At 68.6% G+C, this 26427-nt stretch carries 28 protein-coding genes and 3 pseudogenes; 16 read left to right on the top strand and 15 right to left on the bottom strand.

What is annotated here, in order from left to right:
- Positions 1 to 30: 30 nt before the first annotated feature.
- Complete coding sequence (gene trpS, locus A5787_RS04985) at positions 31 to 1050, top strand: tryptophan--tRNA ligase (RefSeq protein ID WP_066962529.1); 1020 nt, start codon at positions 31 to 33, stop codon at positions 1048 to 1050.
- Between the two features lie 8 nt (positions 1051 to 1058).
- Positions 1059 to 2087 (top strand): inner membrane protein YhjD, encoded by a 1029-nt coding sequence (yhjD, locus tag A5787_RS04980; protein WP_066962526.1) that lies wholly within the window; start codon positions 1059 to 1061, stop codon positions 2085 to 2087.
- 17 nt (positions 2088 to 2104) lie between these two features.
- Here the strand turns inward: yhjD and A5787_RS04975 are convergent, their stop codons facing one another.
- Positions 2105 to 2968 carry an alpha/beta fold hydrolase gene (locus A5787_RS04975; protein WP_066962523.1) on the bottom strand — a complete coding sequence of 288 codons (864 nt, stop codon included), beginning with the start codon at positions 2966 to 2968 and terminating at the stop codon, positions 2105 to 2107.
- The gene (locus A5787_RS04970) at positions 2943 to 3830 is read right to left on the bottom strand and encodes an alpha/beta fold hydrolase (RefSeq protein WP_066962520.1); all 888 of its coding nucleotides are present in this window, start codon (positions 3828 to 3830) and stop codon (positions 2943 to 2945) included. Before A5787_RS04970 ends, A5787_RS04975 begins: the two co-directional genes overlap by 26 nt.
- Before the next feature lie 169 nt (positions 3831 to 3999).
- Here A5787_RS04970 and A5787_RS04965 point away from each other — a divergent pair, with 169 nt between their 5' ends.
- Both A5787_RS04965 and A5787_RS04960 read left to right on the top strand, forming a co-directional pair.
- The gene (locus A5787_RS04965) at positions 4000 to 4587 is read left to right on the top strand and encodes a TetR/AcrR family transcriptional regulator (protein WP_066962516.1); all 588 of its coding nucleotides are present in this window, start codon (positions 4000 to 4002) and stop codon (positions 4585 to 4587) included.
- A 12-nt stretch (positions 4588 to 4599) separates the two neighbouring features.
- Positions 4600 to 5076, top strand: a complete 477-nt coding sequence (locus A5787_RS04960) for a nitroreductase family deazaflavin-dependent oxidoreductase (RefSeq protein ID WP_066962513.1) — start codon at positions 4600 to 4602, stop codon at positions 5074 to 5076.
- Between the two features lie 9 nt (positions 5077 to 5085).
- Here A5787_RS04960 and nagA read toward each other — a convergent pair whose 3' ends face one another.
- Genes nagA through A5787_RS04945 form a run of 3 tightly spaced genes read right to left on the bottom strand, consistent with a single transcriptional unit; the run spans position 5086 to position 8788 of the window.
- Complete coding sequence (gene nagA / locus A5787_RS04955; protein WP_066962509.1) at positions 5086 to 6207, bottom strand: N-acetylglucosamine-6-phosphate deacetylase; 1122 nt, start codon at positions 6205 to 6207, stop codon at positions 5086 to 5088.
- Positions 6198 to 7547, bottom strand: coding sequence for a sugar porter family MFS transporter (locus A5787_RS04950; protein WP_066962506.1), 1350 nt, complete (start codon positions 7545 to 7547; stop codon positions 6198 to 6200). The genes nagA and A5787_RS04950 overlap by 10 nt, the downstream gene beginning before the upstream one ends.
- Positions 7544 to 8788, bottom strand: coding sequence for a D-alanyl-D-alanine carboxypeptidase family protein (locus A5787_RS04945; protein ID WP_066962501.1), 1245 nt, complete (start codon positions 8786 to 8788; stop codon positions 7544 to 7546). The genes A5787_RS04950 and A5787_RS04945 overlap by 4 nt, the downstream gene beginning before the upstream one ends.
- Positions 8789 to 9011: 223 nt before the next feature.
- Here A5787_RS04945 and A5787_RS04940 point away from each other — a divergent pair, with 223 nt between their 5' ends.
- Positions 9012 to 9263 carry a hypothetical protein gene (locus A5787_RS04940; RefSeq protein WP_066962498.1) on the top strand — a complete coding sequence of 84 codons (252 nt, stop codon included), beginning with the start codon at positions 9012 to 9014 and terminating at the stop codon, positions 9261 to 9263.
- On the opposite strand, the gene A5787_RS04935 is transcribed toward A5787_RS04940, so the two are convergent.
- Entirely contained in the window at positions 9238 to 10569 is a 1332-nt protein-coding gene (locus A5787_RS04935) for an aspartate aminotransferase family protein (protein WP_066962495.1), read from the bottom strand. The genes A5787_RS04940 and A5787_RS04935 overlap by 26 nt on opposite strands.
- Before the next feature lie 119 nt (positions 10570 to 10688).
- Here A5787_RS04935 and A5787_RS04930 point away from each other — a divergent pair, with 119 nt between their 5' ends.
- Together A5787_RS04930 and A5787_RS04925 are read left to right on the top strand one after the other, a co-directional pair.
- On the top strand, positions 10689 to 11249 hold the full coding sequence (locus A5787_RS04930; protein ID WP_066963012.1) for a VOC family protein: 561 nt from the start codon (positions 10689 to 10691) through the stop codon (positions 11247 to 11249).
- 31 nt (positions 11250 to 11280) lie between these two features.
- Positions 11281 to 12201: a sigma-70 family RNA polymerase sigma factor gene (locus A5787_RS04925; RefSeq protein WP_066962491.1), complete on the top strand. Its 921-nt coding sequence runs from the start codon at positions 11281 to 11283 to the stop codon at positions 12199 to 12201.
- Here A5787_RS04925 and A5787_RS04920 read toward each other — a convergent pair.
- Positions 12167 to 12805: pseudogene (locus A5787_RS04920) on the bottom strand (carboxymuconolactone decarboxylase family protein); the annotation flags it as partial. The gene A5787_RS04925 and the pseudogene A5787_RS04920 sit on opposite strands and share 35 nt — an antisense overlap.
- A 79-nt stretch (positions 12806 to 12884) precedes the next feature.
- On the opposite strand from A5787_RS04920, the gene A5787_RS04915 reads away from it, so the two are divergent.
- A complete protein-coding gene (locus A5787_RS04915; RefSeq protein WP_066962485.1) occupies positions 12885 to 13949 on the top strand; it encodes a diguanylate cyclase in 1065 nt (354 codons plus the stop codon).
- A gap of 90 nt (positions 13950 to 14039) precedes the next feature.
- Positions 14040 to 14303: a hypothetical protein gene (locus tag A5787_RS04910; protein ID WP_066962482.1), complete on the top strand. Its 264-nt coding sequence runs from the start codon at positions 14040 to 14042 to the stop codon at positions 14301 to 14303.
- A gap of 14 nt (positions 14304 to 14317) precedes the next feature.
- Here the strand turns inward: A5787_RS04910 and A5787_RS04905 are convergent, their stop codons facing one another.
- The 4 genes from A5787_RS04905 to sdhC are packed head-to-tail and all read right to left on the bottom strand — an operon-like array spanning position 14318 to position 17697.
- Positions 14318 to 15133 carry a succinate dehydrogenase iron-sulfur subunit gene (locus A5787_RS04905; RefSeq protein WP_066962479.1) on the bottom strand — a complete coding sequence of 272 codons (816 nt, stop codon included), beginning with the start codon at positions 15131 to 15133 and terminating at the stop codon, positions 14318 to 14320.
- Positions 15133 to 16887, bottom strand: a complete 1755-nt coding sequence (sdhA, locus tag A5787_RS04900) for a succinate dehydrogenase flavoprotein subunit (protein ID WP_066962476.1) — start codon at positions 16885 to 16887, stop codon at positions 15133 to 15135. The genes A5787_RS04905 and sdhA overlap by 1 nt, the downstream gene beginning before the upstream one ends.
- A 4-nt stretch (positions 16888 to 16891) precedes the next feature.
- A complete protein-coding gene (locus A5787_RS04895; RefSeq protein ID WP_066962474.1) occupies positions 16892 to 17362 on the bottom strand; it encodes a succinate dehydrogenase hydrophobic membrane anchor subunit in 471 nt (156 codons plus the stop codon).
- On the bottom strand, positions 17359 to 17697 hold the full coding sequence (gene sdhC / locus A5787_RS04890) for a succinate dehydrogenase, cytochrome b556 subunit (protein ID WP_066962471.1): 339 nt from the start codon (positions 17695 to 17697) through the stop codon (positions 17359 to 17361). Before sdhC ends, A5787_RS04895 begins: the two co-directional genes overlap by 4 nt.
- Positions 17698 to 17928: 231 nt before the next feature.
- Between sdhC and A5787_RS04885 the strand changes: the two genes are divergently transcribed.
- Genes A5787_RS04885 through A5787_RS04875 form a run of 3 tightly spaced genes read left to right on the top strand, consistent with a single transcriptional unit; the run spans position 17929 to position 20689 of the window.
- Positions 17929 to 18327, top strand: coding sequence for a cytidine deaminase (locus tag A5787_RS04885; RefSeq protein WP_066963009.1), 399 nt, complete (start codon positions 17929 to 17931; stop codon positions 18325 to 18327).
- A complete protein-coding gene (locus tag A5787_RS04880) occupies positions 18324 to 19610 on the top strand; it encodes a thymidine phosphorylase (protein ID WP_066962468.1) in 1287 nt (428 codons plus the stop codon). Before A5787_RS04885 ends, A5787_RS04880 begins: the two co-directional genes overlap by 4 nt.
- Entirely contained in the window at positions 19607 to 20689 is a 1083-nt protein-coding gene (locus A5787_RS04875; protein ID WP_066962465.1) for an adenosine deaminase, read from the top strand. The genes A5787_RS04880 and A5787_RS04875 overlap by 4 nt, the downstream gene beginning before the upstream one ends.
- A gap of 55 nt (positions 20690 to 20744) precedes the next feature.
- On the opposite strand, the gene A5787_RS04870 is transcribed toward A5787_RS04875, so the two are convergent.
- Positions 20745 to 21029, bottom strand: a complete 285-nt coding sequence (locus A5787_RS04870) for a GlsB/YeaQ/YmgE family stress response membrane protein (protein ID WP_066962463.1) — start codon at positions 21027 to 21029, stop codon at positions 20745 to 20747.
- 133 nt (positions 21030 to 21162) lie between these two features.
- Here A5787_RS04870 and A5787_RS28005 point away from each other — a divergent pair.
- Positions 21163 to 21288, top strand: a pseudogene (locus A5787_RS28005) (DivIVA domain-containing protein); the annotation flags it as partial.
- Positions 21286 to 21540 (top strand): DivIVA domain-containing protein, encoded by a 255-nt coding sequence (locus A5787_RS28600; protein WP_304441142.1) that lies wholly within the window; start codon positions 21286 to 21288, stop codon positions 21538 to 21540. The pseudogene A5787_RS28005 and the gene A5787_RS28600, both read left to right, overlap by 3 nt.
- Positions 21541 to 21558: 18 nt before the next feature.
- On the opposite strand, the gene A5787_RS04860 is transcribed toward A5787_RS28600, so the two are convergent.
- Entirely contained in the window at positions 21559 to 22704 is a 1146-nt protein-coding gene (locus A5787_RS04860; RefSeq protein ID WP_066962459.1) for an amidohydrolase family protein, read from the bottom strand.
- Positions 22705 to 22736: 32 nt separating this feature from the next.
- Positions 22737 to 23354 (bottom strand): GntR family transcriptional regulator, encoded by a 618-nt coding sequence (locus A5787_RS04855; RefSeq protein WP_066962456.1) that lies wholly within the window; start codon positions 23352 to 23354, stop codon positions 22737 to 22739.
- Between the two features lie 208 nt (positions 23355 to 23562).
- Here A5787_RS04855 and A5787_RS04850 point away from each other — a divergent pair, with 208 nt between their 5' ends.
- Together A5787_RS04850 and A5787_RS04845 are read left to right on the top strand one after the other, a co-directional pair.
- The gene (locus tag A5787_RS04850) at positions 23563 to 24597 is read left to right on the top strand and encodes a cupin (RefSeq protein ID WP_066962453.1); all 1035 of its coding nucleotides are present in this window, start codon (positions 23563 to 23565) and stop codon (positions 24595 to 24597) included.
- 51 nt (positions 24598 to 24648) lie between these two features.
- Positions 24649 to 25656, top strand: a complete 1008-nt coding sequence (locus A5787_RS04845; protein ID WP_066963006.1) for a VWA domain-containing protein — start codon at positions 24649 to 24651, stop codon at positions 25654 to 25656.
- Positions 25657 to 25696: 40 nt separating this feature from the next.
- Here the strand turns inward: A5787_RS04845 and A5787_RS04840 are convergent.
- Positions 25697 to 26427 (bottom strand): annotated as a pseudogene (locus tag A5787_RS04840) (VWA domain-containing protein); the annotation flags it as partial.

Here is a 26427-nt window from a genome sequence, read left to right as displayed (position 1 = left end):
TGGATTCCTGCGTGAAAAGATCGGGGCATCATGAGCACCGCTACCGGATCCCGCCGGATTTTCTCCGGCGTGCAGCCCACGTCCGACTCGCTTCACCTGGGTAACGCGCTGGGCGCCGTCACTCAGTGGGTCGCGCTGCAGGACGACCACGACTCGTTTTTCTGCGTCGTCGACCTGCACGCCATCACCATCGCGCAGGACCCCGAGGCGCTGCGGCGCCGGACCTTGGTCACCGCCGCCCAGTACCTGGCGCTGGGCATCGACCCCGGCCGCAGCACGGTGTTCGTGCAGAGCCACGTGCCCGCCCACACCCAGCTGGCGTGGGTGCTCGGTTGCTTCACCGGCTTCGGGCAGGCGTCGCGGATGACGCAGTTCAAGGACAAGTCGGCGCGCCAGGGCAGCGACGCGACCACCGTCGGCCTGTTCACCTACCCGGTCCTGCAGGCCGCCGACGTGCTGGCCTACGACTCCGATCTGGTGCCGGTGGGTGAGGACCAGCGCCAGCACCTCGAGCTGGCCCGCGACATCGCGCAGCGATTCAACGGCCGCTTCCCGGACACCTTCGTGGTTCCCGACGTGCTCATCCCCAAGGCCACCGCCAAGATCTATGACCTGCAACTGCCGACCGCGAAGATGAGCAAATCGGCCTCGACCGATGCGGGGTTGATCAACCTGCTCGACGATCCGGCCTTGTCGGCCAAGAAGATTCGCTCGGCCGTGACCGACAGCGAGCGCGAGATCCGGTACGACGCCGAGGCCAAGCCGGGTGTGTCGAACCTGCTCGCCATCCAGTCGGCGGTCACCGGGGTCGGCATCGACAAGCTCGTCGACGGGTACGCCGGGCGCGGCTACGGCGACCTGAAGAAGGACACCGCGGAGGCCGTCGTCGAATTCGCCGGCCCGATCAAGGCGCGCGTCGACGAATTGATGGCCGACCGCGCCGAACTGGAGTCGGTGCTCGCGGCCGGGGCGCAGCGCGCCGAGGAGGTGGCCGGGAAAACCGTTCGGCGGGTTTACGATCGGTTAGGGTTCCTTCCGCAACGGGGATAGGTTTCACCATGAGCGAGCCGGCCACGCCCGGGTTCCTGGATCGGTTGCGGGCCCGGTTCGGATGGTTCGACCACGTCGTGCGCGCCTACACGCGCTTCGACGAGCGCAACGGCGGTTTCTATGCGGCCGGCCTCTCGTACTACACGATCTTCGCGCTATTCCCGTTGCTCATGGTCGGTTTCGCGGCGTTCGGGTTCGTGCTGTCGCGCCGCCCGCAGCTGCTGGCCACCATCGACGATCACATCCGGTCCTCGGTGTCCGGCGCCCTCTCGCAGCAGCTGGTGGACCTGATGAACTCGGCGATCGACGCGCGGACCTCGGTGGGTGTCATCGGCCTGGCTACCGCCGCCTGGGCGGGTTTGGGGTGGATATCGCACCTGCGGGCGGCGGTGACCGAGATGTGGTGGGAGCGGCGCATCGATTCGCCGGGCTTTGTGCGCAACAAACTTTCGGACCTGCTGGCGATGGCGGGGACGTTCGCGGTTGCGGTGGCCACCGTCGCGCTGACCACTCTCGGCCACGAGGCGCCGATGGCTGCGGCGCTGAGATGGGTTGGGATACCCGAGTTTACGGTGTTCGACTGGTTGTTCCAGCTGTTGTCGGTCGTGATAGCCGTCCTGGTGCAGTGGCTGCTGTTCATCTGGCTGATCGCCCGGTTGCCGCGCGAGAAGGTGAACCTGCGCGATTCGGTGCGGGCCGGGCTGTTGGCGGCGATCGGCTTTGAACTGTTCAAACAGGTTGCGTCGCTTTACTTGAAGGTGGTGCTGCGCAGTCCGGCGGGGGCCACCTTCGGGCCTGTCCTGGGGCTGATGGTGTTCTCCTACGTCACCGCCTACCTGGTGCTGTTCGCCGCCGCCTGGGCCGCCACCACGTCGACGGATCCGCGCGCCAAGCCCGTCGATCCTCCGCCGCCCGCGATCATCGCCCCGCGGGTGCACGTGGACGACGGTCTGTCCACCCGCCAGACGCTCACCGCGATGGGCGTGGGAGCCGCTGGGGCGCTGGCGTTTTCCCGCCTGGCTCGCTGGCTCCGGTAGCCGGATCCGGGACCCGTTCAGTCGGCCAGGAAAGCGACCGCCTTCGACGAAAAGTCCTCGTGGTACTGGAAGATGCCGCCATGGCCGGAATTCGGGTAGATGATGAGTTGCGAGCCGGGGATTCTGCGGTGTAAGTCTTCGGAGAGGGTGGTGGGCACCATCCGGTCGTGGTCGCCGTTGGCGATGAGGGTCGGTTGGGTGATTCTGGACAAGTCGGCCGGTGTCGAGCGCCCCCATCGTTTGATCGCCTTGAGTTGGCGCTGCAGCGCTGTGATCTTGATCGGGGTATCGCGATCCTCGGTGCGTTCCTCGAGTCGTTCGACGAACTCGCGGCCCGCGCGGCGGCCGGTGCCGTCGCGATTGAAGAAGAGAAACTCCTTGGGATCGACCCGCCTGAGAGTGGCGCGAACCATGTCGTAGTACGTAACCCCGGCCACCTTGTCGATTCCCTTACCGCCGGCGGGTCCGGTGCCGGTCAGGATCAGCTTGCGGACGAGCTCCGGGTGCTTGAGCACCAGCGCCTGGGCGACCATCCCGCCGAGGGAGAACGAGAAGATGTCGATCTTGCGATGGCCCAGCGCGGTGATGAACGTGTAGGCGTCGTCGGCCATTTCCTCCACGCTCAGCGGCACCTGGCCGCTGGAGGCGCCGACGCCGCGGTTATCGAAGGCGATGACGTGGTGATGCGCGGCGATGGCATCGATGATGCGGGGATCCCAATTGTCGAGGACCGCAGCGAGATGGACGAGGAACACTACGGGCACACCACCTTTGGGGCCCAGTTCCCGATAGGCGAAGCTCACACCTCCGGCGCTGAGCGAGCGCGCCGGGGCATCGCGGTAGGACAGGATCAGGTCATCTTTGTGGTGCGTATTGTTCATTGGACACTCCCTTTTCTTCGCTGGTTGTTTCGCCGCCGAGAAAGCGCAGCACATCGGCGACGAAAGTCTCGTGGTGCTGGAACACCCCGCCGTGTCCCGAGCGCGGGTAAATCTTCAGCTCCGCGTTGGGAATTCGGCGCGCGATGTCGTCGGACAGGCTGCTGTCGACCATCAGGTCATGGTCGCCGTTGGCGACGAGGACCGGTTGGGTGATCGCCGAGAGGTCGTCGGGTGCGCTCAGACCGGCCCCCCGAATGGCCTTGAGTTGTGCGACGCGGGCTTGGATGGATATTCGCTTGTCGCGGTGGTGCGTGCGTTCTTTGAGGCGGCCGAGGTAATCGGACGCGGCGCGCCTGCCTTCCGGGGTGCGAGGGAAGAAGAGGAAGTTTCTGGGATCGCTGCGGGTGAGCGCGGCTTTGAGGTAGGCGATGACGAAGATCCTGGTGATCCGCTCGATGCCTCCTCCGCCGCGCGGCCCGGTGCCGGCCAGGATCATGCGGCGCACCAGGTTCGGCGCTCGGAGGGCGACCATTTGGGCGACGCCGCCGCCGAGTGAGAATCCCAGCAGATCGACCTTCGTCAGGCCCAGCGCCCGGATGAACGCGATCGCGTCCGCGCCCATCTGGTCGATGTTGCCGGGCACTTTGGAGCTCGTCGCGCCGACGCCACGATTGTCGAAGGCGATGACGCGCCGGTGCGCCGCGATGCCGTCGACGACCCGCGGATCCCAGTCGTCGAGCACCGCGGTCAGGTGGTGCAGGAAGACCACGGGAACACCGGTGTCGGTTCCGAGGTCGCGGTAGGCGAAGTCCACGCCGTTGGCGCGAATCCTGCGCGTCGGCGCGTCTTTCCAAGTGGTCATGTCATCCCTTTCGGCATGGTGTCCGCGTACGACGTGGGGGATCGTTCAGCCATTTCGGTTTGGGGCCGGGCCGACCTTGCATCCTTTGGCTGTCGATCATAATATTATGACTGTAAGCTAATGCGGTATCGTGAGTCAAGCGACGAGCTACCCAGAGGAGAGGACGACGGTGGCGAGATACGACAAGACGCACAAGGGCGAGACGCGGCGCCGGATCATCGACCGTGCCGGTCAACGGCTGAAGCGCGACGGTATCGACGGTGCCGGGATTGCGGCGCTGATGTCGGACGCCGGGCTCACCAACGGCGCCTTCTACGCTCACTTCGGATCGAAGAACGACCTGGTGGCCCGCGTGGTGGCTGACCAACTGGCAACCCAAGCGGCCACGATGACGGCGCTCCCGCCCGGGCGGGAGTCCCTCGAACAGTTCATCCGCGACTACCTCTCCCCGGATCACCGCGACCACCCCGCGACCGGTTGTCCGTCGGCGGCGCTGCTCGATGAGATCTGCCGCTGCGACCGACAGGTCCGCGATTCCTACACCGAGGGCGCGCGGGCCATCATCGAGGCGGTGGCGACCCACCTGTCGCCGGACAACCCGGCGGCCGCACTGAGCACGGCGACCGGGCTGTTCGCCCTTCTCGTCGGCAGCCTGCAACTCGCGCGGGCCCTCGCCGACCCGACACTGTCGAGCGACGTGCTCGCAGCGGGCATCAGCGCCGCGCTCGACCTCCTGAGCGTGACAAGCCGGTCTTAGAGAGGACACCCAATGGCTTTGCGGAAACCGAAACAGCTCAACTCGCGATTCGTCCTGGTGGCGTCGCGCTACCTCAGCCGCGCCCACGCTTTCACCTACCGCATCAGCCGCGGGCGCTTGGGCGGCAACTTGCGCGTCGGCGCCGGCTTCCGCAAGCCGGCCCCGACGTTGCTGCTGGACCATCTGGGGCGCAAGTCCGGCAACCGCTTCACCACGCCGCTGCTGTACATGAACGACGGTCGCAACGTCATCGTCGTCGCCTCGGCGGCAGGACGTGACGAGAACCCGCAGTGGTATCGCAACTTGCTGGCCCATCCCGATACGGACGTCACGATCGGTGCCGAGCGCCGCGCCGTCACGGCGCATCAGGCCGACCCCGAGGAACGGGCGCGACTGTGGCCCCGCCTGGTGGACACCTACGCCGATTTCGACTCGTACCAGAACTGGACCGACCGCGAGATCCCCGTTGTCGTTCTCGAGCCGCGGTAGCCCGATCGGCTAGTCGTTCATCACCCAGCCGCCGCGGACCATGGCGTCGGTCACTTCCAAAGCGCCGTTCAGTACAACCAGATTCGCGTCGTGGCCCGCCCGCAGTGTGCCCACCCGTTCGAGGCCGAGCGCCCGCGCCGGAGTCGTCGCCGTCATCCGCACCGCATCGGCCAGTCCCGCGTCGGCGGCCACAGTGCGGAAGATCCCGTCCATGGTGGCGGTGCTGCCGGCGATCGTCGACGTCCCGCGCACCCGCGCCACGCCGGACACGACGTCGACCGGCACCGCGCCCAGCCGAAACGCCCCGTCGGCGCGGCCGGCCGCGGCGATCGCGTCGGTCACCAGGGCGACCCGGTCCGGCCCCGCGGCCCGGATCACCGCCCGCAGCGCCTCCGGGTGCACGTGCACGCCGTCGGCGATGAGTTCGACGGTCACGCCCGCCTCCTGCAGCAGGGCGAGCGCGGGCCCCGGCTCGCGGTGGTGCAGCGGCGGCATCGCGTTGAACAGATGGGTGCCGACCGTGGCGCCGGCGGCGATGGCCCGCTTCGTCTGCACGTACGTCGCATCGGTATGCCCAACGGCGACAACGACACCCGCGTCCAGGAAGCGGCGGATCGCCTCCTGCGCCCCGGGCAACTCGGGCGCCAGCGTCACCATCCGGATCGCGCCGCCGCCGGCGGTGAGCACGGCGTCGATCTCGGCGGGATCGGGGTCGCGCATCAGGGCGGGGTCATGGGCACCGCAGCGCGCCCGGCTCAGCCACGGCCCCTCCAGGTGGATGCCCGCGACCGCGCCGCGCCGGGTGGCCGCGGCGAGCGCGCGCACGCCGGCGATCAGCTCGGCCGGCGCGGCGGTGACCAGGCTGGCCAGCGTCGTGGTGGTGCCGTGCCGCAGGTGGAATTCGGCGGCGGTGCCGATGCCATCGGGGTCGGTGTAGGACGCCCCGCCGCCGCCGTGCACGTGCATGTCGATAAAGCCCGGAACCACAACGCAATCCGGGAAGTCGTCGCCGGCCGGGCGCGGCGGCGGGCCGGCCCCGCAGTCCAGGATGCGCCCGTCGGAAACCTCCAGCCACCCGGGGCGGCTGACCTGACCGTCGAGGACCGCGGTCCCGGCGGCGATCAATCCCATCGCCCGCCGTTTTCCCAGAAGTGACTGATCTCCTCGAGCGGGCGCCCCTTGGTCTCCGGGGCGAACCGGTAGACGAAGCCGAGAGCGACCACCGCGAAAGCCGCGAACACCGCGAAAGTCCCGGCGCCGCCGAGGGAATGCAGCATGGTCAGGAACACGGCGGCGACGATCGCGTTGCCCACCAGGTTGGACGTCAGCATCACGCTGGACCCGATGGACCGCAGCCGCGACGGGAAACTTTCGCTGGCGTACACCCAGCCCAGGGAGCCGAAACCCATGGTGTAGCCGATGATGAACAGCAGGATGCCGGCGAACCCCAAGACCAGGCCCGCGCCGCCGAGATGATTCTGGGCGAACACGGCCAGCAGGACGACGTCGGCGACGATCATCATCGCGATGCCGCACAACAGGATCGGCCGCCGGCCCAGCCGGTCGACGAGAAGCAGCGCGGTGCACACGGCCGCCAATCCGGCGACCTGAACCAGCGCCGGCAACCCGAGCAGCGCGAAATTGCCGGTGAAGCCCATGGCTTCGAAAATCCGCGGGCTGTAGTAGATGATCGCGTTGATGCCGGTGATCTGGATCAGGAAACCCAGCGTGACCACGAAGACGGTCGCCCGCCGATACGGCCTGCGCAGCATCTCGGCGAAGCCGCCGCTGCCTTCGCTCAGGGCGCTGCCGATCTCGGCGAGCTCCTCGTCGACCTGCGCGTCCGGCTCGATGCGCAACAAGGCCCGTCGGGCGTCGTCGACCCGGCCCTTCAGCAGGTACCACCGGGCCGTGTCGGGCATCCGAATCAGCAAGGGCAGCAGCAGGGTTGCGGGTACGGCGGCCAGCCCCAGCATCCACCGCCAGCTGTGGGTGCCGGCCAACAGGTAGCCGGTCAGGTAGCCGAGGATCAGCGCGCTGACGATCGCCAGTTGGTAGGCCGTCAGCAGCGAGCCGCGCACCGCCGCCGGGGACGATTCGGCCACGTACACCGGGACGACCACCACCGTCACGCCGATCGTCAGGCCGAGCAGGAATCGCGCCGCCAACAGCATCGGCAGCGATACCGAGAACGCCGCCAGCAGCGCGAACACCGCGTAGCTGATCGCGATCAGCACCATCGACTTCTTGCGCCCGATGGCGTTGGCGAGCACGCCGGCGCCGAGCGCCCCGGCGATCTGGCCGAGCACCACCATCGTCGTCAGCAGTTCCTGCTGGCGGGTGGTGAGCCCGAAGTCCTCGGTGACGAACAACTGCGCGGCGGCGATGATGGACAGGTCATACCCGTAGATGACGCCGACGCTGGCGGCGGTGAGCCCGACCCGCAGGCCCCGCCGCGACACGGCGCTCAACGGTGTTGCGGTCGGCGGTTCATCGAGCGAGCGACCATGATCAAACTAAACACGATGATCGTTCCGATCACCGCAACACCCACCCGCACCGGCAGCGCGTCGGCCGATGGCATGAACCCGGCGGCCTGGGCGCCGGTGCCCGGCCGGTCGGAAGCGGCGTCGTGGTGGGCCGGCAGCAGCGAGGGATCCGGCTCGATCAGCGTGCCGACCTGGGTGCCGCGCGGCGTGGAAAACCCGTAATCCAGTAGGTGCGCCGCCTGTTCCCACGGGGCGATCGGCTGCCGGGTTCCGTGCATCAGCACCGCCATCAGCCGTCGTCCGTCGTGGTTGGCCGCGCCCACGAAGGTCTGGCCGGCGTCGTCGGTATAGCCGGTCTTGCCGCCCATGGCGCCGGGGTACTTGTAGAGCAGCTGGTTGTCGTTTTCCAGCTCGTAGCCGGGGTGGTCGCCGTGGCCGGGGAAGTCGAAGGTCCGCGTCGCGACGATGTCGGCGAAGGTGGGGTTCTGCCAGGCGTAGCGGTAGAACAGGCCGATGTCGTAGGCCGACGTGCTCATGCCGGGCCCGTCCAGGCCCGACGGGGTCGCCGCCCGGGTGTCCCGGCCGCCGAGCTTGGCGGCGAGCACGTTGATCTTGTCCAGCGCCTGCTGCATGCCGCCGAGTTGCATGGCCAGCGCGTGGGCGGCGTCGTTGCCGGAGTGCATCAGCAGCCCGTGCAGCAGTTGGTTGACGGTGAACACGCCGCCCTCCTGCACGCCGACCTTGGTGCCCTCGGCCGCCGCATCGTCGGCGGTGCCCTGGACGGACTTGTTGAGGGGCAACGCGTTGATGGATGCCATCGCGACCAGCACCTTGATGATGCTGGCCGGGCGGTGCCGCCCGTGCGGGTCCTTGGCGGCGATGACGGCGCCGCTGTCCAGGTCGGCCACCAGCCAGGCGTCGGCGGACACGTCGCCCGGCAGCGGGGCGGTGTCGGGTGCCGCGACGATTCCGCAACTGCTCAGCGCCTCGCCGCCGACCGGCTTGGGCGGCACCGCCAGGGGCATCGGCGGATCGCCGGCGGCGGGGACCTCCGAGGAATCCACCGCGGGCGGGGTGTTCACCTGATATGGGCAGTTTCCGGGACCGGCGTTGGGGCCCGGGGCCGGTTCGGCGAACGCGGGTGCCGCCGGCGCGGCGATCACAACGGTGCCCAGTACAAAAAAGGCCGCTGCCAGGCAAGACGCGGGGCGTAGGAAGTTCATTGTGTGTGCAGACTAGGCGATCGACCGCGCGATTCCCGGGAGCCGCGCTGTGACTGGTGGGGCAGATGTTGCAAATCTCCTGATAGGGCCCATGACGTCGAGGCATTACGCTGTGATGCGGCCGGCTTGACTACCCCCACCGAAGGGTCTGCCCATTCAGAACAACGGATTTTGGTCTCGAACATGGTCCGGGCGGCGGCGCGACGGTGACGGCCCGCGATCGCTGGCACAACTGCTCAAGCAGGTCGAGAAGGGCACCCAGGTCCGGCATTCCGGGGGCGACCGCGTGCTGGACGAGCTGAAGCTGCATCGCGATAACGCGACCGACGCCGACTTGCGGTCCGCGCTCACCTGGCTGTGCAATGCGCAAACGCGGCTGCTGGGCAGCCCGAGCACCGCGCATTCGCGGGAGGTGTTGCTGGCCGCGTACGAGGTCAATCGCGTCCTCGCTACAGGCGCTGACACTCCTCGGTGAGCACGCCGCGCAGCGCGGCCTCGATGGTGTCGAACTCGGCCTGCCCGCTGATGAGCGGCGGCGCCAGCTGGATGACGGAGTCGCCGCGGTCGTCGGTGCGGCAGTACAACCCGGCCTCGAACAGCGCCGAGGAGACGCGGCCGAGCAGCGGCCGCCGTTCGTCGTCGGTGAAGGTCTGCTTGCTCGCCTGGTCCTTGACGAGTTCCACGCCGTAGAAATACCCCTCGCCGCGCACGTCGCCGACGATCGGCAGGTCGTACAGCTTCTCCAAGGTGGCGCGGAAAAGCGGGCCGTGGTGTTTGACGCGCTCGTTGAGACCCTCGCGCTCAAAGATGTCGAGGTTGGCCAGCGCCACGGCGGCCGACACGGGGTGACCGCCGAACGTATAGCCGTGCGGGAACATGGTTTTGCCGTCGTTGAACGGCTCGAACAACCGCTCGCTGGCGATCATCGCGCCCAGCGGCGAGTAGCCGGACGTCATTCCCTTTGCGCAGGTGATCATGTCGGGCACGTAGCCGAAGTCGGCACAGGCGAACATCGACCCGATCCGGCCGAAGGCGCAGATCACCTCGTCGGAGACCAGCAGCACGTCGTATTGATCGCAGATCTGGCGCACCCGCTCGAAATAGCCTGGGGGAGGCGGGATCGAGCCGCCCGCGTTCTGCACCGGTTCCAGAAAGACCGCGGCGACGGTGTCGGGCCCCTCGAACTCGATCGCCTCGGCGATGCGGTCGGCGGCCCAGCGGCCGAAGGCCTTCTCGTCGTTGGCCAACGGATCGGGTGCGCGGTAGAAGTTGGTGTTGGGCACCCGGAAGCCGCCCGGGGTCACCGGCTCGAACGGCGCCTTGTACCGCGGCAGCCCGGTGATCGCCAGCGCGCCCTGCGTGGTGCCGTGGTAGGCGACCGACCGCGAAATCACCTTGTGCTTACCGGGTTTGCCGGTGAGCTTGAAGTACTGCTTGGCGACCTTCCACGCGGTCTCCACCGCCTCGGTGCCGCCGGTGGTGAAGAACACCCGGTTCAACTCGCCCGGCGCGTAGCGCGCGAGGCGCTCCGAGAGCTCGATCGCGGTCGGCGTGGCATACCCCCACAGCGGGAAGTACGCCAGCGTGGCGGCCTGCCGGGCGGCGACCTCGGCCAGTTCGGCGCGGCCGTGGCCGACCTGCACGGTGAACAGCCCCGACAACCCATCGAGGTAGCTGCGGCCGCGGTCGTCGAAGATGGTGACCCCGTCGCCGCGCGTGATGATCGGCGCGGCGATGTCGGGGCCGTGCCGGGCGAAGTGCAACCAGAGGTTCTGACTCATTGGGGTCATTCTGCCCGCCGAGCGCAGCGCCAAAGCGCGCCGAACCTGGTCGTGGCGACCTTTTGTTTCCGGGCCGTTCTTACTACGATCTGTAGTAGCACTGTTACGAGGAGGTTATGGTGCGCGGGCGCGGTGTACACCACGTGGAATTCGCGGTTCTGGACTACGACGGTTCCCTCGGGTTCTACGATGCGATGTTCGGATGGCTGGGATACACGAGCTTCTCGACGCTCGACATCGACTATCGATCGACCTATTACATGACCCGCTTCCTCACGCCGCACAGCTACGTCGGCATTCAGCCCGCGCGCAACGGACAAAAGCTTGTGCACTCCGATCAGGCCGTCGGGATCAACCACATCGCGTTGTGGGCCACGAGCCGACGAGAGGTCGATCGCTTTTATGGCGAGTTTCTGACCCCGCGCGGAATTCCCGTCACCGACGCACCCAAGGTGTATCCGCAGTACTGGCCCGGCTACTACGCTGTCTTCTTCGACGACCCGATCAACGGCATCCACTGGGAACTGGCCTGGCTGCCGAGAATTCCGTCGCCACGGCAACTTTGGGCGTCCTATCGCGCGTTTGGCTCCATCGCCTCGGGCCGGGCGGATTTGGCGGATTCCGTGCCCGGCCTGGCCCGGCAGGCGAGGCGTCCCTTGTCGTCCAGACGGTCGTTGTGACCACCTGGTGCGATTGCCTAGGCTCGCGGGTATGACCGCAGCGCAGCAGGTCAGCGAGTTCGAGTCCCTGCGACCACATCTCATGTCCGTCGCCTACCGGCTGACCGGCACCGTGGCCGACGCCGAGGACATCGTTCAGGAGGCCTGGCTGCGCTGGCACGGGCAGAACGCCGAAAAAGCAACAGCCATCTCGGACCTGCGGGCGTGGCTGACCACCGTGGTGAGCAGGCTGGGCCTGGACCGGTTGCGCTCGGCCGCGCATCGCCGCGAGACCTACACCGGCAACTGGCTGCCCGAGCCGGTGGTCACGGGCTTTGACCAAGGCGACCCGCTGTCCGCGGTGGTGGCCAGCGAGGGCGCCCGATTCGCGGCGATGGTGGTGCTGGAGCGCCTCTCGCCCGACCAGCGGGTCGCGTTCGTGCTGCACGACGGCTTCGCCGTGCCGTTCGCCGACGTGGCCGAGGTGCTGGGAACCAGCGAGGCCGCCGCGCGGCAGCTGGCGTCGCGGGCCCGCAAGGCGGTCACCGCGCAGCCCCCACCGGAACCCGATCCGTCGCACGACGAGGTGGTCGGTCGGCTGATGGCCGCCATGGCCGCCGGCGACCTGCCGGCCGTGGTGGCGCTGCTGCATCCCGACGTGGTCTTCACCGGCGATTCGAATGGCAAGGCGCCCACCGCAGTCCACGTCATTCACGGGGCGGACAAGGTGGCCCGCTTCATGTTCGGCCTGGCCCGCCGCTACGGGCCGGCGTTCTTCACGGCCAACCAGCTGGCGCTGGTCAACGGCGAACTGGGCGCCTACACGGCGGGCAGTCCCGGCGACGGCGGCCACTGGGAGATGCGGCCGCGGATCCTCGCGATGACGGTGCGCGACGGAAAGGTCTGCGCCCTATGGGATGTCGCCAACCCGGATAAGTTCAGCGGCTCTCCGCTGCGGGGCCTTCCTGGGTAGCCCACGGGATACGGCAGGCGTCACCGGAATTGAAGCCCTGCTCGGTGATGCCCAGCGCGGAGTTCACCCGCGCCCGCATGTTCTCCAGCCCGATCTGGTAGGTCAGCTCGAACACGCCGGCGTCGCCGAAGCGCGCGCGCAGGTCGGCGACCTGCTCGTCGGTGACGGTGTGCGGGTCGGCGGTCATCGCGTCGGCGTAGGCGATGGCCGCGCGCTCGTCGCCGCTGAAGAGTGGTGACGTCGCGTAGTTGTCGAGGTCCTTCAGCCGCTCAATGTCCAGGCCGTCCAGCCGCTGCAGCATCGACCCGAAGTCCACGCACCACGAGCAGCCGATCGCGCGCGCGGTCCACAGCACCGCGAGTTCGCGCACGCCGATCGGGAGCGTCTTGGACGCCCGGTCCACCATGGTTTCGTGCACGGCGCCGGCGATCATCAGTTTGCGATGGTGCGCGGACACGGCGAACGGCTCGGGAACCTGGCCGTAGCGCCGCTTGGCGACCCGATACATGGCCCGGGTCAGCAGCCCGGCGCGCTTGGGGGGTAGGGGCTCGAGGCGGGTTTTCTGCGTCATACCCGTCAGACGGGACGAGGTGCGAAAGTGTGACGGGCTCCCGCGATTGAGCCGTAGGATGCGGCTAGCCGCTGGACGGGCAGTAGCGATGGGGAGCGATTGAGAGTCGACGATGACCGCGCTGTTTAGCCGGGGGGCCGATCAGTACGACTGGCTCTCCGGCTACCTTGCTTCGCGGGGTATCAGCGGCGCCACCCGGGCCGTGATGGCATTGATCTCCGCGTCGATGGTGTTGTGCCTGGTCGCGCTGCTGGCCAGTTCGGACGGCCCCCGGGGACCGGTGCCGGTGGCGATGATGTGGGTTGCCCTCGCCGGTGGGGTGGCGGGAATGTTGCTGTGGATATGGCGCTGGCCGACGCGCACGCAATCGCTGGTTTTCGCCATGACGTGCAACACCGCCGTCGCGTTGGCGTGCCTGGCGCACCCGAACCCGCTGGCCGCACTGATCGGGTGTGTCGCCTTCGCGACGTTCGGCGCCTACCTGGCGTTCTTTCACACCACGGGATTCGTGCTGTACAACTTCGCGCTGGCCGCCGCCGTCGGCTCCTGGGAGGCCTTGTCGCTGGCGAGATCGGGCCACCCCAGCCTCGCGGGCGTCGACCTGTGGCTGGTGATCGAGGTCAACATCGCCCTGCCGCTGGCCATCCGGATTCTGGTGCGCGCCTTGTCGGGGGACCTGCTGCGCGCCGACCGCGACCCGCTGACCGGTCTGCTCAACAGGCGCGCGTTCCAGCACGAGGCGCTGGGCATGATCCTGGCCCGGCGCGGCATCGATTCCCACCTGGTGGTGATGCTGATCGATCTGGACAACTTCAAAGGCCTCAACGACCGGTGTGGCCACGCCGCGGGCGACCACGCGCTGGTCCAGGTCGCCCAGGCGCTGCTGGCCGCGGCCGACAACCAGGCGGTGGTGTCGCGAAGCGGCGGTGAGGAATTCCTCTTGGCCGGCACCTCGTCGGGCTGCAACGCCGAGTCGTTGGCCGCGCGAATGTGCCGGGCCATCGCGGCCTCGGCGGCGGGGGTCACCGCCAGCATCGGCACCGCCTGCGCGCGTCTCGACGACGCCGCGCCCGAACCACAAGCGCTGCTGGGGGAGTTGATCAGCGCGTCCGATGCCGCGATGTACCAGGCCAAGCGGCTCGGGGGCAACCAAAGTCATCATCACGAACTCTGCTGACGCGTTGTTCGGCGCGCCGGGTTTCGGGTACCCGGGTCTTACCCGCGCCGCAGCCCGTGTGGCAGGGCACGAGAGGGTGAGGAGACGGTGATGACCTCTCAAAATGACCAGGAATCAGAAAACTCGCGGCTCGAGCACTTCGACGATCCGCCGTTGGGCAGCGGCGCACGCGACACCGGCTCGGACACCCCCGAGCAGGGCCGCGGGGACCGTCCCGTCGGGACCGTGGACGAGGACGCCAACCCGCCGATGAGTGACCCGACCGCGTCGGAGACGTACAGCGGCACCGGTGAGATGCCACCGCAAGACACCGGGAGCGCAGTTCCGCCGTACGAGGGGCGCCAAACGGACTAGCGGCGCCCAGAAGATCAGCGCGAGAACATGATCGCGCGCTTGACCTCCTGGATCGCCTTGGTGACCTCGATGCCCCGCGGGCAGGATTCGGTGCAGTTGAACGTGGTGCGGCAGCGCCACACGCCGTCGACCTCGTTGAGGATGTCGAGGCGCTCGGCGGCGGCCTCGTCGCGGCTGTCGAAGATGAAGCGGTGCGCGTTGACGATGGCCGCCGGCCCGTAGTAGCTGCCCTCGTGCCAGAAGATCGGGCAGCTGGTGGTGCAGCACGCGCACAGGATGCACTTGGTGGTGTCGTCGTAGCGGGCGCGGTCGGTCGGACTCTGGATGCGTTCCCGCGTCGGCGGATTGCCGCTGGTGATCAGGTACGGCTTCACCGCCCGGTAGGCGTCGAAGAACGGCTCCATGTCGACCACCAGGTCCTTCTCCACCGGCAGCCCGCGGATCGGTTCGACCGTGATGGTCAGCCCCGCCTTTTTGGCCTTCCGCTGGTCTTTTGGCAGCAGGTCGCGCATCAGCACCTTGCAGGCCAGTCGGTTGACGCCGTTGATGCGCATGGCGTCCGAGCCGCACACCCCGTGGGCGCACGATCGCCGGAACGTCAGCGTCCCGTCCAGGTAGCTCTTGATGTAGATCAGCAGGTTGAGTATCCGGTCGCTGGGCAGGCATGGCACCCGAAAGCTTTGCCAGCCACCGGTTTTCGCGAACGCCTCGGGCTGGTCGGGGTTGAACCGGGCGATCTTCACGGTCACCAGCACCGCGCCCTCGGGGATCGGGGGCAACGGTGGTTCCAAAGTTTCGGCCTCCGGCGCCTCCGCTGGTTCAAAAGCCATCAGTACTTCCGTTCCTTGGGTTCGTAGCGGGTCTGCACGACGGGCTTGAAGTCCAGCGCGATGTCGCTCAGCAGATCGGTGCCCTGCTTGTAGGCCATGGTGTGGCGCATGTAGTTGACGTCGTCGCGGTTCGGGTAGTCCTCGCGGGCGTGGCCGCCGCGGGACTCCTTGCGGTTCAGTGCGCCCACCACGGTGACCTCGGCCAGCTCCAGCAAGAAGCCGAGCTCGATGGCCTCCAGCAGGTCGCTGTTGAACCGCTTTCCCTTGTCGTGCACGGTGATTCGGGAATAGCGCTCCTTGAGCGAGTGGATGTCGGTGAGCGCCTGCTTCAGCGTCTCCTCGGTGCGGAACACCGCGGCGTTGTTGTCCATCGACTGCTGCAGCGCGTTGCGGATGTCGGCGACGCGCTCGTTGCCGTGCTCGGAGAGGATGTCGCCCACCCAGCCGACGACCATCGCCGCCGGGTCCGGCGGCATGTCGACGAAGTCGTGCCCCCGGGCGTAGCTTGCCGCGGCGATGCCGGCCCGGCGGCCGAAGACGTTGATGTCCAGCAGCGAATTGGTGCCCAGCCGGTTGGCGCCGTGCACCGACACGCACGCGCACTCGCCCGCCGCGTACAGACCCGGGACGGTGGACGTGTTGTCCCGCAACACCTGTCCGGTGACGGTGGTCGGGATGCCGCCCATCACGTAGTGGCACGTGGGGTAGACGGGCACCAGCTCGTGCACCGGGTCTACGCCCAGATAGGTGCGGGCGAACTCGGTGATGTCGGGCAGCTTGGCCTCGAGCACGTCCGCGCCGAGGTGGCGGACGTCGATGTAGACGTAGTCCTTGTTGGGGCCGGCGCCGCGGCCCCCCAGCACCTCGAGCACCATCGAGCGTGCGACGATGTCGCGCGGCGCCAGGTCGACGATCGTCGGGGCGTAGCGCTCCATGAACCGCTCGCCCTCGGCGTTGAGCAGGCGGCCGCCCTCACCGCGCACCGCCTCGGAGATCAGGATGCCCAGGCCGGCCAGGCCCGTCGGGTGGAACTGGTGAAACTCCATGTCCTCCAACGGAAGTCCCTTGCGAAAGACGATGCCGATGCCGTCGCCGGTCAGAGTGTGCGCGTTGGAGGTCGTCTTGTACATCCGGCCCGAGCCCCCGGTGGCGATCACGACGGCCTTGGCGTGGAAGACGTGAATCTCGCCGGTGGCCAGCTCATAGGCCACCACGCCGGTGGCGACCGGGCCGCTCGGCGTCTGTGTGAGCACCAGGTCCAGCGCGTAGAACTCGTTGAAGAACTGCACGTCGTGGCGGACGCAGTTCTGGTAGAGGGTCTGCAGGATCATGTGGCCGGTGCGATCCGCTGCGTAGCAGGCCCGGCGCACCGGCGCCTTGCCGTGGTCGCGGGTGTGCCCGCCGAAGCGGCGCTGGTCGATGCGGCCCTCGGGGGTGCGGTTGAACGGCATCCCCATCTTCTCCAGATCGAGCACCGCGTCGATCGCTTCCTTGCACATGATCTCGACGGCGTCCTGGTCGGCGAGGTAGTCGCCGCCCTTGACGGTGTCGAACGTGTGCCATTCCCAGTTGTCGTCCTCGACGTTGGCCAGCGCGGCGCACATGCCGCCCTGGGCGGCGCCGGTGTGGCTGCGGGTGGGATACAGCTTGGTCAGCACCGCCGTGCGCACCCGGGGCCCGGCCTCGACCGCGGCACGCATCCCGGCGCCGCCGGCGCCGCCGATCACCACGTCGTATCGGTGTTGCTGGATCACCCCGTCAGCCTCCGATATTCGGGTCGAAGGTCACCAGCACGTAGGTGCCCAGCACCAACGTGAACCCGATCGACAGCAGCAGCAGGCTGTTGAGCCAGAATCGGGTGGAGTTCTTGCGGCTGTAGTCGTCGATGATGGTGCGCAGCCCGTTGCCGCCGTGCAGCTCGGCCAGCCACAGCAGTGCCATGTCCCAGATCTGCCAGAACGGCGAATGCCAGCGCTGCGCCACGTAGTTGAAGTCGATGCGGTACACGCCGTCGTCCCACATCAGCATGATGAACAGATGCCCGAGCGCGAGGAACACCAGCGCGATCCCGGAGAAGCGCATGAACAGCCACGCGAATTTCTCGAAGTTGGGGATGCCGGAGCGGCGGCGCGGGGATCGGGGGTTGTCCAGGCTGGCGGGGCGGTCGTAGAAGCGCTGCCTGACCGGCGCCGTCTGGCCCCGGGCCAGCTGGAGGTCGGGGCTGCTCATCGGAAGTGCTCCAGGATGTGGATGCCGGTCACCACGCCGGCGGGAACCATCAGCAGCGCGAAGACGATGCCGACGATCCAGAACATCAGCCGCTGGTAGCGGGGTCCCTGCGACCAGAAGTCGATCAGGATGACCCGGATCCCGTTCAGCCCGTGGAATGCCACCGCGGCGATCAGGCCGTACTCCATCAGGCCGACGATCGGCGTCTGGTAGTCGTGGATCACCGCGTTGTAGGTCTGCGGGCTGACCCGCAGCATGGCGGCGTCCAGGACGTGGACGAACAGGAAGAAGAAGACCGTCGCGCCGCTGATGCGATGCAGCACCCACGACCACATGCCGGGGTCGCCCCGATACAGGGTCCGGGGTGGTCGACGCTTGCGCGCGGTGGCAGTACTCACCAAGTCCTCACCGCCCTTAACGTTGAAACGACAGTCAAGCCGGGCAATTCAGCCTAACCCTGCCAGCTGGAGGGTTGTGCCGAACAGTCCGCGAGGCGAACTGTCGTGTCAGAGTTAGGGTGACTGTCTCGAGCCGGCCATCCACAGCGGGATCCAAGGGAGGTGGGCATGCCCGATATCGATTGGAATGCGCTGCGCGACAAGGCAATCCAGGCTGCGACGGGGGCCTACGCGCCCTACTCGCGATTCGCGGTCGGGGCGGCCGCGCTGGTCGACGACGGCCGCGTGGTCACCGGTTGCAATGTGGAGAACGTCTCATATGGCCTTGGTCTCTGCGCCGAGTGCGGGGTGGTGTGCGCCCTGCACTCCACCGGTGGGGGCCGCCTGGTCGCGCTGGCGTGCGTCGACGCCCAGGGTGCCCCGCTGATGCCGTGCGGGCGGTGCCGTCAGGTGCTGCTGGAGCACGGCGGCCCCGAGCTGCTGATCGATCATCCGGTGCGGCCCCGCCGCCTCGGCGAGCTGCTGCCCGACGCCTTCACCGCCGACCTGCCGAGGGAACCCCGTTGACCGGCTTCGAATTTGACGCGCCGACGGTGATCCGGACCAAGCGCGACGGCGGCCGGTTGTCCGACGCGGCCATCGACTGGGTCGTCGACGCGTACACCCACGGCCGGGTCGCCGACGAACAGATGTCGGCGCTGCTGATGGCGATCTTCTGGCGCGGCATGGACCGCGACGAGCTGGCGCGGTGGACGGCGGCGATGCTGGCGTCCGGCGACCGCCTGGACTTCCGCGACCTGCCCCTGCCGACCGTGGACAAGCATTCCACCGGCGGCGTCGGGGACAAGATCACTTTGCCGCTGGTCCCCCTCGTCGCCGCCTGCGGCGCGGCCGTGCCCCAGGCCTCGGGCCGCGGGCTCGGGCACACCGGCGGCACCCTGGACAAGCTGGACGCCATCGCCGGGTTTTCCGCCGCGCTGTCCGGCCGGCGGGTGCGCGACCAGCTCCGTGACGTCGGTGCGGCCATCTTCGCCGCCGGCGAGCTGGCGCCGGCGGACGCCAAGCTGTACGCGCTGCGCGACGTCACCGCCACCGTCGAGTCGCTGCCGCTGATCGCGAGCTCGGTGATGAGCAAGAAGCTGGCCGAGGGGGCGGGCGCGCTGGTGCTCGACGTGAAGGTCGGTTCCGGGGCGCTGATGACCTCGGAGGCGGCCAGCCGCGAGCTGGCGCACACCATGGTGCGGCTCGGCGCGGCGCACGGCGTGCCCACCCGGGCGCTGCTGACCGACATGAACCGCCCGCTGGGGGCCACCGTGGGCAACGCGCTCGAGGTCGCCGAGTCGCTGGAGGTGCTGGCCGGCGGCGGGCCGCCCGACGTGGTGGAGCTGACGTTGCGGCTGGCCGCCGAGATGCTGGAGCTCGCGGGGATCGACGACCGCGATCCCGCCGAGGCGCTGCGCGACGGCACGGCGATGGACCGGTTTCGCCGGCTCGTCGCGGCCCAGGGCGGTGACCTGTCGGTGCCGTTGCCGATCGGTTCGTGTTCGGAGACCGTGACCGCCGCCCGGGGCGGCACAATGGGCGATATCGACGCGATGGCAGTGGGGCAGGCGGCATGGCGGCTGGGCGCGGGGCGGTCCCGCCCGGGCGAGGCGGTGCAGCCGGGCGCCGGCATCCGGATTCACCGCCGCCCCGGGGAGCCCGTCGCGGCCGGCGAGCCGCTGTTTACCCTCTACACCGACACCCCCGAGCGCTTCGGCGCCGCGCTGACCGAGCTGGACGGCGGCTTCAGCGTCGGCGACACCCCACCGGCTTGCCGGCCGCTGATCATCGATCGGATCGCCACGTGAATCTGGATCTCGAGCAGATCAAGAAAGCGCCCAAGGCCCTGCTGCACGACCACCTCGACGGCGGGCTGCGACCGTCGACCGTGATCGACGTCGCCGGCCAGATCGGCTACGACGCCCTACCCGCCACCGACGTCGACGAGCTGGCGAAGTGGTTCCGCACCCGCTCGCACAGCGGCTCGCTGGAGCGCTACCTGGAGCCGTTCTCGCACACCGTGGCGGTGATGCAGACGCCCGACGCCCTGTACCGCGTGGCCTACGAGTGCGTCGAAGACCTGGCCGCCGATGCCGTGGTCTATGCCGAGGTGCGCTTCGCCCCGGAGCTGCACATCGACCGCGGGCTGTCCTTCGACGCGATCGTCGAGGCCGTGCTGGACGGTTTCGCCGCCGGCGAGAAGGCTTGCGCCGCCGCGGGACGCCCGATCAAGGTGCGGCTGCTGGTCACCGCCATGCGGCACGCGGCGGTGTCCCGCGAAATCGCCGAACTGGCAATCCGGTTCCGGGACAAGGGAGTGGTCGGATTCGACATCGCCGGCGCGGAGGCCGGCAACCCGCCGACGCGGCACCTGGATGCCTTCGAATACATGCGAGACCACAACGCGCGCTTCACCATTCATGCCGGTGAGGCGTTCGGGCTGCCGTCCATCCACGAGGCGATCGCGTTCTGCGGCGCCGACCGGCTGGGCCACGGGGTGCGCATCGTCGACGACATCGAGGTCCTCGAGGGCGGGGGCGTCCGGTTGGGCCAGCAGGCGTCGATCCTGCGGGACAAGCGAATTCCGCTGGAGCTGTGCCCCAGCTCGAACGTGCAGACCGGAGCTGTCAAGAGCATCGCCGAGCATCCGTTCGACCTGCTGGCCCGCGCCCGCTTCCGGGTGACCGTCAACACCGACAACCGCCTGATGAGCGACACCACGATGAGCCTCGAAATGCACCGACTGGTCGAGGCTTTCGGCTACGGGTGGAGCGATCTCGAGCGGTTCACCATCAACGCGATGAAGTCGGCCTTCATCCCGTTCGACGAGCGGCTGGCGATCATCGACGAGGTGATCAAGCCGCGGTACGCGGTGCTGATCGGTTAGTCGTCGATGATCGCCGGCCTGCACAACTGACTCGTCGGAAACGGGGCGACGCGACCTACCGGGGCATCCCCGTGTGGCTGCGGCGGCCCGTCACGGCCTCGTAGATGGCGATCAGGACGACGGCGGCGGCGACCCCGACGAAGAACGGAATCCAGGCGATTCCGCCGTTGGCGTTGTGGTATCCGAACTGGCCGGCCACGGCCGACCCGATCAGGCCACCAACGGCGCCGAGCACCACCGTCATGATCATGCCGATGCTTTGTTTGCCCGGCATCACAAGGCGCGCAACCACGCCGATGATCGCGCCCACGATGATGGCAAGGATGATTGATCCGATCATTGCAGCTCCTGTCTTCGCGGCGCCCGGGGCGGGCGCCATCTGATTGCGGGTTCCCCGAACCGCCGGGCTTATAACCCCTTGTGCCCCCAAACAACGTCTGTCGCCCAGGCTTCCGCGGTGCGACCATGTACTGATGGAGCACGGCGGACTTACCGCGGAGCACGTCCACAATGTGGCCTTCTCCAAGCCGTCCATCGGCAGGCGCGGCTACAACGAAGACGAGGTCGACGCGTTTCTTGACCGCGTCGAGGCCGCGTTGCGGGATCCGGCCGGCCGTGCCCTCACCGCGGACCAGGTTCGCACCGTGACCTTCTCCAAGCCGCCGGTCGGCAAGCGCGGCTATAACGAAGACGAGGTCGACGCGTTTCTTGAAGCCGTTGCGGCGCAATTCCACTCGGGACCCGGCGTGCCACCTGCCGGCCGGTCGCACGCACGCGACCCCGCCCTCGACTCAAAAGGGCGCCGGTTCCTCAACGGTGTCCTCGACATGGTGCGGTGGATCGGCGATTGACGGCGCGAAAGCGCCCCGTTAGAACGCCGGGTTGAGCAGCGAGTCGACGTTGGTGTGGAAGAGCCCGGGCATGTCGGGCTCCGCGCAGCCCATCCGCCGATAGTCGTCGAGCGGGGTCGCGGTCCCCTCGGAGTGGGGGTAGTCGCTGCAGAACATGAACACGTCGCCGCTCATCTCGGCCAGCTGCCTGGGGTTCTCGTAGGAGAAGGAGGACACCCGGACGTGGTCGACGAAGTACTCGCTCGGCCGACGGGCCAGCGGGGTGACCGGCTTGCCGTTGAGCTGGGTGGTGAAGGCGGCCGCGCCGTCCAGCATCAGCAGGAACTGCGGCACCCAGGCGGAGCTGAGCTCGACCACGCCGAAGCGCAGCCGCGGATGCCGGTCGAAGACGCCGTGCAGGATCAGGTCGGTCAGCGCCAGCGCAGGCGGCACCCACAGGAACACCGCCTCGGTGGCGGGCACCAGATCGTCGCCCGGATCGTCCTGATACCAGCAATCGTCGAAGACCCGCACCTGATCGGCGACGTGGAACACCGGCGTGACGGCGTGGTCGACGAACGCGGCCCAGATCCGGTCGTGGTCGGGGTGCGACAGCTCCCGGCCGTCCACCGGCCCGGCGCCGATCATGGCCAGCGTGACCCCGGCGCCCGCCAGCGCGTCGAGCTCGGCCTCGAGCCACTCCGGGTCGCGCAACGTCAGGTGTGCGACCGGGTGCAGCCGGCCGCCGCCCTCGGCCCGCACGACCGCGCACCATCGGTTCCACGCCGTCATGTTGGCCGTCATCGCCGGAAGCGACGGCGACAGGCGGCGCTCCCAGAGCAGGCCGAAGTTGGGAAACAGGACCGCCTCGTGCAGCCCCGCCCCGCGCAGCCATTGCAGGCGCGAGGCCGGCTCCCAGTAGGCGGCCGGCAGCGCTTCGTCGTACCGGTAGGAGGCGGGCTCGCCGGCCCGTTGACGCTTGCGGTGCTCCCCGCAGGATGCGGTGTCACCGGGCAGGTGGACGTCGGCCAGGGCGAGGCGGGCGCCGCGCCAGCTCAGCCAGGTGTAGCCGAGTTGATCGTCGACGAGGCTCAGCGCGTCGTCGCGGGCGGCCGGGTCGATGTGCTCGGCCCACAGCGAACGGCTCTCGTAGAGGTGCTGGTCCGAGTCGACGATGCGGGTCACACCGCCAGTTGTCCCACCGGCGCCCGGCCGCGTCAAGGCGCGATGCCGATGGCCCGCCCGGTGCTGGCGAGGTGCGTGCGCACCGCCTCCTGCGCGCGCGGCAGATCGCCGTCGCGCAGCGCCTCGGCGATGCCGCGGTGCTCGTCCATGATCGTCGCCATCCGATGGGGATCGCCCAGCGCCGATTCGCCGATCATCCGCATCTGACGGTCCCGCAGCGAGGAGTAGAAGCCCGACAAAATGGCGTTCCCGGCCTCCTCCACGGTTACGTTGTGGAAGGCGCGGTCGGCGTCCAGGAACTCCCGCCAATCGTCCGCGGCGGCCGCATCGCGCTGCCGCTTCAGCTCGCCCGCCAGCCGCTCGTAGGTCGCCGCGCGGGCGGCGGGGCCGCGGCCGGCCACCTTGGTCGTCGCGAAATGCTCCAGCAGCAGCCGGGATTCGATGACCGCGCGCGCCTCGTCGGGCGAAACCGGGACGACGAGCGCGCCGCGCTGCGGATACAACCGCAGCAGCCCTTCGGCCTCGAGCCGCAGGAACGCCTCGCGGACCGGCGTCCGCGACATGCCCAGCGCCGTGGCGACGTCGCCCTCGCTGATCAGCTCCCCGCCGGGAAACTGGCCGGTGAGCACCCGCCCCTTGACGTACTCCAGCGCCCGGTCCTTGGCCGAGCCCGCCCGTGGTTCCGTCGCCCCGCCCCTTCCTCGCGGCTAACTTGCGGCTAACTTGCGGCTAAGTCGTATCTCAGATGCGTCCCTGAAGGTACACCCAGCGAAGACCGGGCCCGCCGAGCTTGACGACTAAGATACAAGATAGATACATTGAATATACAAGATGCACCTCAGCCGAAGGGTACTCCTCATGTCCCTCGTGGAAACGAATCAATCCGTCGTCCCCAACCTGGACCCGACGATCCCCGCGCCGATGACCAACGTCGCCGAATACGGCTTCGAGGGCCGGTTCGAAGACTGGGCCGACGATGCCTGCTACTTCGAGTACTCGAAGGCCGCCAATCCGATCGGATCGGGACACGCGCCGCAGGTTCCGATTACCCGCTTCGGTCCGGAGATCTACGTCGATCGGCCGACCGGCGTGTTCCCGCTGGACCTGTCCAAGGAGCTGGGCATCGAGACCGGGCCGGCGACCAGCCCCGCGCTGTCGGCCAACTTCATCCGCATCCGCCCCGGCGAGCAGGTCGACGCCAGCCCCAACGCCACCTCGCAGCTGTATTACGTCCTGTACGGGCGCGGCTTCGCGGCCATCAACGGCCATCTGGTCAAGTGGGAGAAGGGCGACTTCCTGACCCTGCCCGCGGGCACACGTTCGGTGTTCTACGCCGACGACGAGACGGCCATGTACTGGGTTCACGACGAACCGCTGCTGCGCTACCTCGGCGCGCAGGCCACCCAGCCGCGGTTCCGCGCGACCAAGTTCTGCCGCGCCGACGCGGTCGCCAAGCTGGAGGAGATCGCCGCCCGCCCCGGCGCCAACGAAAAGAGCCGGGTCAGCGTGCTGCTGGCCAATGCCGACCAGGAGCAGACGATGACCATCACCCACGTGCTGTGGGCCATGTTCGGGGTGCTGCCGCCGCAACAGGAGCAGCGCCCACACCGGCACCAGTCGGTCGCGCTGGACCTGATCCTCGACGCGCCGCCCAGCGGCTGCTACACCCTGCTGGGCAGCCGCCTCGACGAGCGCGGCGACATCGTCGACCCGACCCGCGTCGAGTGGCAGGCCGGCGGCGCGTTCACCACCCCGCCCGGCATGTGGCACGCCCACTACAACGAGACGGACACCCCGGCCCACCTGATCCCCATCCAGGACGCCGGCCTGCAGACCCACCTGCGCAGCCTGGACATCAAGTTCACCCAGCGCCGGGATCTGGTCGCGGGCTGACCCGCCCGGGCCCCGTGCAGGGTCGGCGTTCGCCGCATAGTGTGGCTGGACATGAAGCTGCCGCTGCTGGGTCCGGTGTCGCTGACGGGCTTCCAGAACGCCTGGTTCTTCCTGGTGCTGCTGGTGGTCCTGCTGGTGATCGGGACCTACGTCGCGGTGCAGTTCGCCCGCCGCCGCCGGGTGCTGCGGTTCGCCAACATGGAGGTGCTGGAGCGGGTCGCGCCGCTGCGCTCGGGCCGGTGGCGGCACGTGCCGACGATCCTGCTGGCCGCGGCGCTGGCGCTGCTGACCACCGCGATGGCCGGGCCGACGTCCGACATCCGGATCCCGCTCAACCGCGCGGTGGTGGTGCTGGTCATCGACGTCTCGGAGTCGATGGCGTCCACCGACGTCCCCCCGAACCGGCTGGCCGCCGCGCAGGAAGCCGGCAAGAAATTCGCCGACGAGCTGACGCCGGCCATCAACCTGGGGCTGGTGGAGTTCGCGGCCAACGCGTCGCTGCTGGTGTCCCCGACGACGAACCGTCAGGCCGTCAAGGCGGCGATCGACGGCCTCAAGCCGGCGCCGAAAACCGCGACCGGGGAGGGCATCTTCACGGCGCTGCAGGCGATCGCGACCGTCGGCTCGGTGATGGGTGGCGGCGACGGGCCGCCCCCGGCGCGCATCGTGCTGGAGTCCGACGGCGCCGAGAACGTGCCGCTGGACCCCAATGCCCCGCAGGGCGCGTTCACCGCGGCGCGCGCGGCCAAGGCCGAGGAGGTGCAGATCTCGACGATCTCCTTCGGCACGCCCTACGGCACCGTCGACTACGAGGGCGCCACCATCCCGGTCCCCGTCGACGACCAGACGCTGCAGGAGATCACCAAGATCACCGACGGGCAGGCGTTCCACGCCGACAGCCTGGAATCGCTCGAGCAGGTCTATTCGACGCTGCAGCGCCAGATCGGCTACGAGACGGTGAAGGGCGACGCCAGCCTCGCCTGGTTGCTGCTCGGGGCGGTGGTTTTGGCCGGCGCCATCCTGGCCGGTCTCGCCCTGAACAGCCGGTTGCCCTCCTAGGCGATCAGGCAGGCGATCAGGCAGGCGATCAGCGAGGTGATCAGATCGGCAATCGCCGGTTGATCAACAGGGCCAGCGCCGTGGCGATCAGGGCGGCGACGACGCCCAGGCGCAGCCACCCCGCGCCGCCGGGGCCGGGCACCGTGCGAAAGCCGATGTCGTTCTCGATGGCGTTGTAGCTCTTGTTGAGTTCGGCGATGTTGGTGGCGGAGTAGGACTGCCCGCCGGACAACTGGGCGATCTTTTTCATCTGGTCGGTCGAGACGGGAACGGCGACCCGCTGCCCGTTCATCTCGATCTCGCCGCCTTTGGTGCCGAACGAGATCGTCGAGATGGGCACGCCCTGGTCCTTGGCCAGCCGCGCGGCGGTGTAGGCGCCGTCGTGCGGGTCGCTGGGATCGGTCGGCTTGTTCTCGCCGCCGTCGGACAGCAGCACGATGCGGGCCGGCGGCGGGGTGTCCCCGCCCGTGATGGCCGCGGCCCCGACCGCGTGCAGCGCGGTGAAGATCGCCTCGCCGGTGGCCGTCCCGTCGCCGAACTCGAGCTTCTTGAGCCCGTCGAGGGTCGCCTGGTGCTGCGGGGTCGGGGGCACCAGCAGGTAGGGCGTCCCGGCAAACCCGACCAGCCCGAGATTGATGCCGGGTGTGAGCTGACTGGCGAACTGGCTGGCCGCCTGCTCGGCCGCTTTTAGCCGGTTGGGCTCGACGTCGGTGGCGCCATGGAGTTCGACATGTCGATGACGAGCACGACCACCGCGCGGTTGAGCGGGAT

It is taken from the genome of Mycobacterium sp. 852002-50816_SCH5313054-b, assembly GCF_001667185.1.
Lineage (GTDB): Bacteria > Actinomycetota > Actinomycetes > Mycobacteriales > Mycobacteriaceae > Mycobacterium.
This window is presented reverse-complemented; position numbering and strand designations above follow the sequence as displayed.

Bases quoted from the DNA above. Each gene is read 5' to 3' on its own strand.
- trpS (WP_066962529.1), top strand. From the start codon at position 31: ATGAGCACCGCTACCGGATCCCGCCGGATTTTCTCCGGCGTGCAGCCC.
- yhjD (WP_066962526.1), top strand. From the start codon at position 1,059: ATGAGCGAGCCGGCCACGCCCGGGTTCCTGGATCGGTTGCGGGCCCGG.
- A5787_RS04975 (WP_066962523.1), bottom strand. From the start codon at position 2,968: ATGAACAATACGCACCACAAAGATGACCTGATCCTGTCCTACCGCGAT.
- A5787_RS04970 (WP_066962520.1), bottom strand. From the start codon at position 3,830: ATGACCACTTGGAAAGACGCGCCGACGCGCAGGATTCGCGCCAACGGC.
- A5787_RS04960 (WP_066962513.1), top strand. From the start codon at position 4,600: ATGGCTTTGCGGAAACCGAAACAGCTCAACTCGCGATTCGTCCTGGTG.
- nagA (WP_066962509.1), bottom strand. From the start codon at position 6,207: ATGGGATTGATCGCCGCCGGGACCGCGGTCCTCGACGGTCAGGTCAGC.
- A5787_RS04945 (WP_066962501.1), bottom strand. From the start codon at position 8,788: ATGAACTTCCTACGCCCCGCGTCTTGCCTGGCAGCGGCCTTTTTTGTA.
- A5787_RS04935 (WP_066962495.1), bottom strand. From the start codon at position 10,569: ATGAGTCAGAACCTCTGGTTGCACTTCGCCCGGCACGGCCCCGACATC.
- A5787_RS04925 (WP_066962491.1), top strand. From the start codon at position 11,281: ATGACCGCAGCGCAGCAGGTCAGCGAGTTCGAGTCCCTGCGACCACAT.
- A5787_RS04915 (WP_066962485.1), top strand. From the start codon at position 12,885: ATGACCGCGCTGTTTAGCCGGGGGGCCGATCAGTACGACTGGCTCTCC.
- A5787_RS04910 (WP_066962482.1), top strand. From the start codon at position 14,040: ATGACCTCTCAAAATGACCAGGAATCAGAAAACTCGCGGCTCGAGCAC.
- A5787_RS04905 (WP_066962479.1), bottom strand. From the start codon at position 15,133: ATGGCTTTTGAACCAGCGGAGGCGCCGGAGGCCGAAACTTTGGAACCA.
- A5787_RS04895 (WP_066962474.1), bottom strand. From the start codon at position 17,362: ATGAGCAGCCCCGACCTCCAGCTGGCCCGGGGCCAGACGGCGCCGGTC.
- sdhC (WP_066962471.1), bottom strand. From the start codon at position 17,697: ATGTGGTCGTGGGTGCTGCATCGCATCAGCGGCGCGACGGTCTTCTTC.
- A5787_RS04885 (WP_066963009.1), top strand. From the start codon at position 17,929: ATGCCCGATATCGATTGGAATGCGCTGCGCGACAAGGCAATCCAGGCT.
- A5787_RS04870 (WP_066962463.1), bottom strand. From the start codon at position 21,029: ATGATCGGATCAATCATCCTTGCCATCATCGTGGGCGCGATCATCGGC.
- A5787_RS04850 (WP_066962453.1), top strand. From the start codon at position 23,563: ATGTCCCTCGTGGAAACGAATCAATCCGTCGTCCCCAACCTGGACCCG.
- A5787_RS04845 (WP_066963006.1), top strand. From the start codon at position 24,649: ATGAAGCTGCCGCTGCTGGGTCCGGTGTCGCTGACGGGCTTCCAGAAC.